Origin of the sequence: Neisseria weixii, from assembly GCF_042658245.1 — a bacterium.
Taxonomy (GTDB): Bacteria; Pseudomonadota; Gammaproteobacteria; order Burkholderiales; family Neisseriaceae; genus Neisseria; species Neisseria weixii.
This window is the reverse complement of the sequence record NZ_JBHSPY010000013.1, coordinates 58,029-67,369: the sequence shown is the minus strand read 5'-3', so window position 1 is coordinate 67,369 and position 9,341 is coordinate 58,029. Positions and strand designations below refer to the sequence as shown.

General features: G+C 49.3%; 9 protein-coding genes, 1 pseudogene and 1 riboswitch. All 10 genes and pseudogenes read right to left on the bottom strand.

Features of this window, described 5'->3' with window-relative positions:
- Positions 1-157: pseudogene (locus tag ACFPVS_RS07985) on the bottom strand (IS1595 family transposase); the annotation flags it as partial.
- Between the two features lie 252 nt (positions 158-409).
- Positions 410-1,036 (bottom strand): hypothetical protein, encoded by a 627-nt coding sequence (locus ACFPVS_RS07980; protein ID WP_096294732.1) that lies wholly within the window; start codon positions 1,034-1,036, stop codon positions 410-412.
- Between the two features lie 69 nt (positions 1,037-1,105).
- On the bottom strand, positions 1,106-2,788 hold the full coding sequence (locus tag ACFPVS_RS07975) for a glutamine--tRNA ligase/YqeY domain fusion protein (protein ID WP_096294731.1): 1,683 nt from the start codon (positions 2,786-2,788) through the stop codon (positions 1,106-1,108).
- Positions 2,789-3,007: 219 nt separating this feature from the next.
- The gene (locus tag ACFPVS_RS07970) at positions 3,008-3,625 is read right to left on the bottom strand and encodes a glutathione S-transferase family protein (RefSeq protein WP_096294730.1); all 618 of its coding nucleotides are present in this window, start codon (positions 3,623-3,625) and stop codon (positions 3,008-3,010) included.
- A gap of 15 nt (positions 3,626-3,640) precedes the next feature.
- On the bottom strand, positions 3,641-4,414 hold the full coding sequence (locus ACFPVS_RS07965; RefSeq protein ID WP_096294729.1) for a DeoR/GlpR family DNA-binding transcription regulator: 774 nt from the start codon (positions 4,412-4,414) through the stop codon (positions 3,641-3,643).
- A 79-nt stretch (positions 4,415-4,493) separates the two neighbouring features.
- Positions 4,494-5,396, bottom strand: a complete 903-nt coding sequence (locus ACFPVS_RS07960; protein ID WP_096294728.1) for a LysO family transporter — start codon at positions 5,394-5,396, stop codon at positions 4,494-4,496.
- Between the two features lie 59 nt (positions 5,397-5,455).
- Positions 5,456-6,202, bottom strand: a complete 747-nt coding sequence (locus ACFPVS_RS07955; protein ID WP_096294727.1) for a GntR family transcriptional regulator — start codon at positions 6,200-6,202, stop codon at positions 5,456-5,458.
- A 506-nt stretch (positions 6,203-6,708) separates the two neighbouring features.
- On the bottom strand, positions 6,709-7,125 hold the full coding sequence (locus ACFPVS_RS07950) for an OsmC family protein (protein WP_096294726.1): 417 nt from the start codon (positions 7,123-7,125) through the stop codon (positions 6,709-6,711).
- Between the two features lie 278 nt (positions 7,126-7,403).
- Positions 7,404-8,210, bottom strand: a complete 807-nt coding sequence (gene thiD, locus ACFPVS_RS07945; protein ID WP_096294725.1) for a bifunctional hydroxymethylpyrimidine kinase/phosphomethylpyrimidine kinase — start codon at positions 8,208-8,210, stop codon at positions 7,404-7,406.
- Between the two features lie 96 nt (positions 8,211-8,306).
- Positions 8,307-9,104 (bottom strand): hydroxyethylthiazole kinase, encoded by a 798-nt coding sequence (thiM, locus tag ACFPVS_RS07940; RefSeq protein ID WP_096294724.1) that lies wholly within the window; start codon positions 9,102-9,104, stop codon positions 8,307-8,309.
- 118 nt (positions 9,105-9,222) lie between these two features.
- Positions 9,223-9,317, bottom strand: a riboswitch (TPP riboswitch).
- Between the last annotated feature and the right edge of the window lie 24 nt (positions 9,318-9,341).

Below are 9,341 nucleotides of genomic sequence, written 5' to 3'. Positions count from 1 at the left end.
CCCGATGAATTGGCGGATTTTGCGGTAAAACAGCATGGCTGAATTGGGCTGAATACCTGAAAATATCCGCAGCAGAACGGGCACTCACTTCCGGTACAGAAAATTCAAGGAGCTTTTTCTGTATGGATTTTCTTGGTTTGCAATGGGTTATCTTCATTTTAGCAGCTTATCATGACTGCTAATCTACTTCAGCCCCATAAAATTTTTATTTTAGGAGAGTGGCTTAGGCGATTTTTTGAGTTTCAGGCCGCCATTAGCTTAAATGGATAATTGAGCAAATAATGTGCGCCCGCCCAGCAAAGCTGTGGCTGCCTGAAACCATAGCCATTACGGACTATTTTTTCATGCTTGAAAATATTTCAAGATTATCTGCGCCCAAGAAATGAAATGATGTACCGCAACAATATCATTACCGAACACCGCCCATTGGTGGGCGAAAAATAAAGATAATGGGCAATGCCAATGCCGTATCCAAACTCTTGGTAACGCGGTCGCAAGTGCTGTATGCACGAATATAATTTATATTGCCATGTTTAATTTTTTGTTTTTCAATCGCATAACGTTTTTTCAATTCTTCTCTTTCAGGCAGCTTGATGGCTTGTAGTTCGACATCGCCCCCAATATATAAAAGCGGTCTTGCCTGATTGATTTTGTATTTTTCCTGCATGATGCGTTGTTCTGCTGGGCTGTAATGTGATAATTCTATTTTATTGCTCATCAGTCCAATGGTATTCGGAGCGTATGTATGGCGAAAATCGTTGGCAACGATTTGAAGAGGCTGCCCTGTTTTTGCACCATCGGCGATGATTTTTTGCCCCAGTGGCGAAGCCAGAAAATTTTCCATGTCTTGAATAGTGTCTTGTGATGATGTAACGCGATAATCGTTTTTATCGGTTATCAAATACAGCTCATTATGATGAAAAAAGTAGGCACGCAATGGTAATACTTGCTGGGCTCTGCTACCGCACAGTTGCTGTGCGCAAGCATTGAGTAACAGCAAGGCCAATACGATGGTAAACAGATTTGAATATCGCATGATGAATTCCGATAATGGGTTTTCAGGCAGCCTGAATATCTGCTTTTTAGGCTGCCTGAATATTTTAACTTACTTTTGCCAGCTGTCTTTGAGCCCAACCGTGCGATTAAATACAGGTGTTTCGCCAGTTTTATGCTCAAAACGGTCGGTAACGAAATAGCCTATGCGCTCAAATTGCCAACGGCTTTCAGGTGGCAAATCATTGACTATATTTTCCGCAAATGCGGTGATTTCTTGTGCTGAATTGGGGTTCAAGAAGTCGGTAAATGGCAAATATTCGCCATCGTCGCCACGCACCGCATCAGGGCGTTCTACGGTAAACAAGCGGTCATATAAGCGCACTTTGATTTCGGCAGCATGTTCTGCAGACACCCAGTGAATCACGCCTTTTACCTTGCGGCCTTCGGGATTTTTGCCTAGCGTGTCGTGGTCAATACTGCATTTTAATTCAATGACTTGTCCGTTTTCATCTTTAACCAAATCATCACATTTGATGACATAGCCATGACGCAAACGCACTTCGCCGCCCAGAGTTAAGCGTTTCCAGCCTTTGGGCGGTTCTTCCGCAAAATCATCATGTTCAATATAAATGGTTTGGGAAACAGGGACTTCACGCTCGCCGAAACTTTCTACATTGGGGTGGAAAGCGGCACGGCGACTTTGTGTTTTGCCATTTTCAAAATTGGTTAATGTAACTTTTAATGGGTTTAAAACTGCCATGAGACGTGGCGCAGAGTTTTCCAATTCTTCTCGAATCGCGCCTTCCAATACGCTCATATCTACCACGTTTTCCGATTTGGAAATGCCCACGCGTTTAGCGAATAGGCGCAAGCCTTCGGGTGTATAACCGCGACGGCGCATACCTGAAATAGTTGGCATATGTGGGTCGTTCCAGCCTGTAACGTGTCCTTCTGTAACCAGTTGATTTAGTTTTCGTTTTGATGTGATGGAATACAAAAGTTCCAAACGCGAAAATTCATATTGGCGCGGGTGTGATGGCGTGGGAATATTGTCTAGCACCCAATCATACAAGGGGCGGTGCGCTTCAAATTCCAGCGTACACAGCGAATGGGTAATACCTTCAATCGCATCGGAAATGGCGTGGGTGTAATCATACATCGGGTAGATGCACCATTTGTCGCCGGTGTTGTGGTGGTGGGCGCGGCGGATGCGGTAAATCACGGGATCGCGCAGGTTGACGTTACCTGCGGCCATGTCGATTTTCAGGCGCAGGGTTTTGCTGCCGTCGGGGAAGGCGCCGTCGCGCATTCTGTAGAACAAATCGAGGTTTTCTTCGACACTGCGGTCGCGGTAGGGGCTGTTTTTGCCCGGCTCGGTGAGCGTGCCGCGGTATTCGCGCATTTCTTCAGCGGTGAGGTCGTCGACATAGGCTTTGCCGTCTTTAATCAGGCCGACGGCGTAATCGAAGAGCTGGTCAAAATAATTAGACGCATAACGCGGCTCGCCCGACCATTCGAAGCCCAACCAGCGCACGTCTTCTTTAATCGAATTGACGTATTCGTCGCTCTCTTTTTCGGGGTTGGTGTCGTCAAAACGCAGGTTGCACAAGCCGTCGTAAACGTAGGCCAGCCCGAAATTCAGGCAGATGGATTTGGCGTGGCCGATGTGCAGGTAGCCGTTGGGCTCGGGCGGAAAACGGGTTTGGATGGCGCTGTGTTTGCCACTTTGTAAGTCGTCTTCGATGATGGTGCGGATGAAATGGTTGTCCGCAAATTGTTCTTTATTCAGCATAAAATCGTCTTTATGAAAGATAAGGATTCAGACGGCCTATTTGATTTTATGGTCGTTTAAAATAAAGAATAATACAGCGTTGCCGGCTCCCTTATGTACTGGATGTACACGGCGGTCGCTGCCGTCTTGTCTATTTTTATTTTAAACGGCGATAACAGGCCGTCTGAAAGAAATTTTGAAAATTGAATTGTACCTGAGATGGCGGATTTGATAAATCGTTTAGGCGCAAGGTTGAGTCGCTGCCAAGCAGGCATAACGCGCATTCATTTCGTCTGTCCACACTGCCAGTTCGGTCAAACCTGCCATTGTGTCGGCTTGGGTCAAGGCGCTGCGGAAACGGAGAAAGTCAATCACACACACGGCATTGATTGTGCCGATATTCAATTCTGTATCAAACGGTTTGATGGCATCGGCCAATACCGGCAACGTGCGCGTGTTGCGGCGGATAATCTGCTCATGGCGCGACTGCCACCATTCTGCTTCGGGGTGCAACAGTTTTTCACCCACCATATCAACGGTGTTGTCCAGCATACCTGCAGCCAAATCGTGCAGATTCAATACCACCCAACGCTTGTCGTCTTGCGGATATAAACTGTGGCTGCTGCCTTGTGCGTCCAGGTATCCGGCAATGACATTGCTGCTGTAAAGCCATGTACCTTCATCGGTTTGCAACACCGGAATGCGTCCGAGCGGTGTATCGCGGTTGTGTTCGGCTTGTTCGGAAAACGCCGTAGCGCTAATAAGACGGGCTTCAATCTGTGTGCCCAAGGCATGATGAACTGTCACGGCACGCACTTTGCGCACATACGGGCTGGTATTCGAATACCACAATTTCATGCTCTGTTCCTAATATTAGCGCGTAGGCGGCGTGAACCATTCCACACCGGCGCTGTCGAGAATTTTGCGCATATTGTCGGCCGGTGCGCGGTCGGTAAACACTTTATCGAATTCGGTAATGTTGCCTAGGCGCACCAAAGCATTGCTGTTGAACTTGGTGTGATCCACACCCAAAAACTTCACGCGTGCATTGTTCATCATCGCCTGCATCACGCTGACTTCTTTGTAGTCGTAATCCAAAAGCGAGCCGTCTTCTTCCACGCCGTGCGTGCTCATCACCGCATAATCGACTTTGAATTGATTGATGAAATCCACAGTAGCCACACCGGTCACGCCGCCATCGATAGGACGCACCACGCCGGACGTGATGATCACGATGTAGTCGCTTCGGGAAGAGGCCATCGAAGCAACATAAATATTGTTGGTGATGATGCGTAAATTGCGGCGCTGCTTAATCAATGCGGCAGCCACGGCCTCCATGGTGGTGCCGATACTGAGAAAAAGCGAGGCATTGTCGGGAATTTGGTCGGCAATCAGTTGCGCAATGGCATTTTTCTCTTCCTGATGGCTGTTGCGCTTGCCTTGCTGCAATTCGCTTTCCAACACGTCGCCCAAAGTCGCTCCGCCGTGATAGCGGCGCAATACGTTTTCTTCGCTTAATAAATTAATATCGCGGCGGATGGTTTGCGGGGTTACGTCCAACTCTTTGGCCAATTGGTCGATCGACATGTAATGCTGCGCACGCACCAATTCGATGATTTTTTCGTGTCTTTGGATTCGTGGTTTCATGGTGTTTTCTTTTGTGTGGGCTGCCGTATTGTTCTTATGCAGAATATTTTTAGGATTTTGCCAAATTTTGTTAACGGCTTCAACCGAATGAGGAAAAAACCACCATTAAAAACGGCGCCGCCACATTGACGATAAAGCCGAAACTAATCGCCAGCGGCACAGCGGCCAAACCACCCGAGCTTTGGATAACCGGCAAAGTAAAATCCAAGCTGGTCGCCCCGCCCACGCCCACCGCCGCGCTCGGATGGCGGCGCATCAACATCGGAATAAACACCAGCGCAAAAAATTCCCGCCCCAAATCGTTCAAGAGCATAATACTGCCCCACACCGCGCCGTAAGCTTCGGTCATCACCAGACCCGACAAAGAATACCAGCCGAAGCCCGAAGCCAGAGCCAAGCCTTTCAGCCACGAGACATCTTCATTCAACGCAGCAAACACCAAACCGCCGGCCAGCGACGATGCCATCATGATCGTGGCCGTCTGAACGCCGCGCTTGTTAACCAATACTTGGCGCAAACTCACGCCGCTGCCGTTGAGCTGGATACCGATCAGCAACACCAGCGCCATCAGGCAATACATACCCAAGTTTTCAGACGGCAGCCACACGTCGGCCATCAATTTGCCGAATACAAAGCCCAAAGCCACGCAGCCGAGCTGTTTGGCGCTACCCGATAAACTCACATTGGCTTTTTGGCCGGAACCTTTGGCCTGCCAAGGAAAGCGGCGGTCAAACCACATCAAGGCCAGCAAATTCATACCGATGGTGCAGGCAAACAACAATAAGGTCGTCAGCACGATGGTATGGAGTTGCGAACCCAAATTTTCTACGCGCGAGAGCGACACGCCGATTAAAAGCAGCACGGCATACACCAGCACCACCAGCATTTTATCCACCAATGCCAAATAAGGCTTGGGCAGGCGGATAAAAAATCCGAGAAACATCGGCGCCAACACCGACACTAAGGTCATCAAACTTTCCATTTGTTTTCCACATCAAAGGCCGTCTGAAAACCTTTCAGACGGCCTCTTCTTGAGATTAATTAATGCAATTCGTTTTGCGCTTCGTATTTGCTTTTCAAACGCTCGATACAGCCGCCCAAGTGACGGCGCAATAACTTCAGTACCCGTGTGCGTTTACCGGCGGCGAGCAAATCCAAAATTTCGCGGTGTTCGTTATAAGTATGGCCGCTGGTGCGGTGGCCGTGGCCGTGGCTGCGTTCGCCGAATACCGCAACAATCAGCGATGAACGGGCGCACAAGGTATTCATGATTTCAAACAACACGTCATTATCCAACAGACGCACCAATTCAACGTGGAAGGCATTGGCCAGGCGGTTCCAACCCACGCTGTCGCCGTTTACCGATGCTTCTGCCTCGCGTTCAATCATGTCATACAAAGGCTGCAGGCGTATTTCCAAATCCGGTAATTCAAGCAATAAATTGAAAATCATGGTTTCCAATTCGATGCGCGACTTGTATACATCTTGAATTTCTTTCAAATCCGGCACATGCACGAATGCACCGCGGTTGGGCTGCAAATCGACAATTTTATCGTGTGCCAGTAGCGATAAAGCGCTGCGCACAGTATTGCGCGAACACACCATCTGGCGGCACAAATCAGATTCGGTCAGCTTTTTGCCCGGCAGTAAAACGTGGTCGGTAATGGCATCCAAAATAGAGGCATAAACCCGGAAAAGCTCGGAATCATGTCGCTCTTCCAAAATTAATGAAGATGTCGCCGGTGCAGTATTGGTTGCGGTATGATTTGATTTATTTTGGTTATTCATTTGATTTCCCTAGCAATTTCATTTGCACAAACGGGTTGTTTACAATATTAATAAAATTTGTTGACAATTCAGAACATAACTTGCACAATAACTCTAAAGAAAAGCCAAGTATTACAAGGCGGTTAAATAGAGAAAAGGTTCAAATGGGCAGATATATTCAAGATACAGCTTGAATATATCTGCTTTTTTGATAGTCGGTTTACAGGATATTGCGCAATACAGGTTCCATTTACCCATCATGCTGTTCAGACGGCCTTTCGCGCCATCTCTCCATGTCTGCGTTAACAGGCTATTTTACCTGAAAACCTCCCGATTCATTCACTATATTCATTCATTATAAATTAGGCCGTCTGAAAAATTACACTAAGACCTTTGCAAAACCTTGAATTTGAATACAATTCGATGTTATCGCAGCGCAGAAAGCGAAGACATATTATGAAGACAAACAAGCTTTCCGGCAGCACATAACGATGAAATATACCAAAGATGGGAAGCTTGCAAAGTTTTCAGGCTTCGGCCACTTCAAAACTATGCGTGACCTTAGCCGCCTTGCCCAGCATAATCGAGGCAGAGCAGTATTTTTCCGCAGATAATTCCACCGCTTTGGCAATCGCGCTTTCTCTCAAATCATGACCGATGACTTTGAAATGAATATGGATTTCGGTAAACACGCGCGGCGCTTCATCGGCGCGCTTGGCTGTTACCGTGGCTTGGCAATCGATTACTTTCTGACGTTGCTTTTCGGCAATCATCACCACATCAATGCTGGAACAACCGGCCACACCCAGCAACAACATTTCCATCGGGCTGGCACCGCGTTTTACCGCACCTTCCGCCGCCGCACCCTCCATTACCACGCTGTGCCCGCCTTCAGCGGTGCCGACAAAGCACATTCCGTCCAACCATTTTGATGTAACCTGCATATTCTCTACTTTCTTAAGTAAGCGCCGCGCGAAGTTCCGACACGGCTTTGATGTCGCGTATTGTAAACAATTTCATGCCAAATTACCAATGCTGCGGATGGCGTAATGATTTTCGGTACGCAAAAAGATGCTGCGTTTAAAACAACATAAGGCAATATTCTCGCTATGCGTTTTTAGGTCAACGCATTTTATTATCAGAGACATAAAGCTGCTGATGATAACGCATACTCAAGGCCGTCTGAAAAGCTGATTTTCAGACGGCCTCTCGCTTGCAGCCGTCAAGCTTTGTAAGCCCAGTGATTGACCGGGCCGTGTCCCGCACCGATATTCAGCGGCTGGCTGATGGCGGCGGTGATGTAGTCTTTCGCGGTTTGCACGGCTTGCTCTACCGCAAAGCCTTTGGCCAATTCCGCGGTAATGCAGGCAGAGAAAGTGCAGCCCGTTCCGTGGGTATGCGGCGTCGGGAAGCGCAGGCTTTCCATCTCAACCACACCGTCAGGCGTAAACAGCCAATCGGTGCAGGCTTCGCTTTGGCTGTTGTTCAGATGACCGCCTTTAATCACCACATGTTTCACGCCCGCTTCTTGCAGCAGTCGTGCGGCACGTTCGGCATCTTGGCGGTTGTCGATTTTCACGCCGGTTAAGGCTTCGGCTTCAGGCAGATTGGGCGTGAGCACATCGGTACGCGGCAACAAATGCTTTTTCATTGCGCCCACCGCCGAACTGTGCAGCAGTGAAGCACCGCCTTTGGCAATCATCACCGGATCGAGCACCATTTGGCCAAATCGTCGGTTTTGCAGATTATCCGCCACGCATTCGATGATTTCCGCCGTGCCGAGCATACCGAGCTTGAATGCACGGATATCGAAATCATCGGCCACCGCTTGGATTTGCGCGGTGATGATGTCGGTCGGCACGAAATACACGCCGTGCACACCCAAGGTATTTTGCGCCGTTACCGCCGTCAGCACGCTGGTGCCGAACACGCCGCGCATTTGAAAGGTTTTCAAATCTGCCTGAATACCCGCACCGCCGCCCGAATCGGAACCGGCAATGGTTAAGCTTTGTACGAATGTTTCTGCCATTTTGTTCTCCTTGAATCGTTCAGACGGCCTGTAATCATCAATATAAACCATGCCGTCTGAAAAATTGTTTCAAAACATTGCTGCGTGTTTGTCTGTTCAGACGGCCTCGACACGCGCTTTGGCGGTCAAATCTTGTGCCGAAATCATGGCCAAGCTGTCGATCAGTTTCACGCCGAATGTGCCGCTTTGGCGTTCGTCCAAGCCCTGCGCGGCGGTTTCACCGGCAACGGCGTAAAAGGTGCAAGCCGCCGTGACCGCAGCCAAATCATCGCCTTGCTCCGATGCCAAAAATGCGGCAATCACGGCACCCAGCAAGCAGCCTGACGCGGTGATTTTCGGAAACAGCGGCGTGTTGTTTTTCACGGTAAACGTCGATTGGCCGTCTGAAACATAATCCGTCTCACCGCTTACCGCCACGACGCATTGATATTTCTGCGCCACCGACGCCGCAATCTGCGCCGCGTTGGCCGCGCCCTGCCCCGCATCCACACCTTTACCCTGCCATGCTTCGCCGGCGATAAAACCGATTTCCGCCGCATTGCCGCGTATCGCCGCAAACTTGATTTCTTCGAGTAACCGCGCCACAGTTTCACGGCGCAACGGTGTGGCCGCCACGCCTACAGGGTCGAGCACCACCGGAATACCGCGTGCATTCGCTGCTTTTCCGGCGGCAAACATCGCGGCGATGGTGGATTGTTCCAATGTGCCGATGTTGATCAGCAAAGCCTCGCAAACCGCCGCCATATCCGCCATTTCGTCAGGCTCATTGCCCATAATCGGCGAAGCCCCCGCCGCCAGCAAACCGTTGGCAGTAAAATGCGCCGCCACGGTATTGGTGATGCTGTGCACCAAAGGATTGCGCACGCGCATGTGTTCTAAACAGGCAAAATCCATGATGGTTTCCTTAACAAGAGTTCAGACGGCTTGCACTTCGTTCTATGGCCTATAGAGAGCCTTCCCATACGAAAAAAAGCACAACCCACCGATGCGCGGGTTGTGCCTTCATAGCAATCAATGCTTGTGATGAGTTTCCTACGCCAGTACAAACTGTATCAGGTTCACGGGTATGTTCTCAGCAGCTTTACAACCGCACCCCGACTCTAATCAATAAAATGCTCGACTATATTAGCT

Excerpts from the sequence above, each read along its gene's own strand:
- ACFPVS_RS07980 (WP_096294732.1), bottom strand. The coding sequence starts at position 1,036 with ATGCGATATTCAAATCTGTTTACCATCGTATTGGCCTTGCTGTTACTC.
- thiM (WP_096294724.1), bottom strand. The coding sequence starts at position 9,104 with ATGGATTTTGCCTGTTTAGAACACATGCGCGTGCGCAATCCTTTGGTG.
- ACFPVS_RS07965 (WP_096294729.1), bottom strand. The coding sequence starts at position 4,414 with ATGAAACCACGAATCCAAAGACACGAAAAAATCATCGAATTGGTGCGT.
- ACFPVS_RS07975 (WP_096294731.1), bottom strand. The coding sequence starts at position 2,788 with ATGCTGAATAAAGAACAATTTGCGGACAACCATTTCATCCGCACCATC.
- ACFPVS_RS07955 (WP_096294727.1), bottom strand. The coding sequence starts at position 6,202 with ATGAATAACCAAAATAAATCAAATCATACCGCAACCAATACTGCACCG.
- ACFPVS_RS07970 (WP_096294730.1), bottom strand. The coding sequence starts at position 3,625 with ATGAAATTGTGGTATTCGAATACCAGCCCGTATGTGCGCAAAGTGCGT.
- thiD (WP_096294725.1), bottom strand. The coding sequence starts at position 8,210 with ATGGCAGAAACATTCGTACAAAGCTTAACCATTGCCGGTTCCGATTCG.
- ACFPVS_RS07960 (WP_096294728.1), bottom strand. The coding sequence starts at position 5,396 with ATGGAAAGTTTGATGACCTTAGTGTCGGTGTTGGCGCCGATGTTTCTC.
- ACFPVS_RS07950 (WP_096294726.1), bottom strand. The coding sequence starts at position 7,125 with ATGCAGGTTACATCAAAATGGTTGGACGGAATGTGCTTTGTCGGCACC.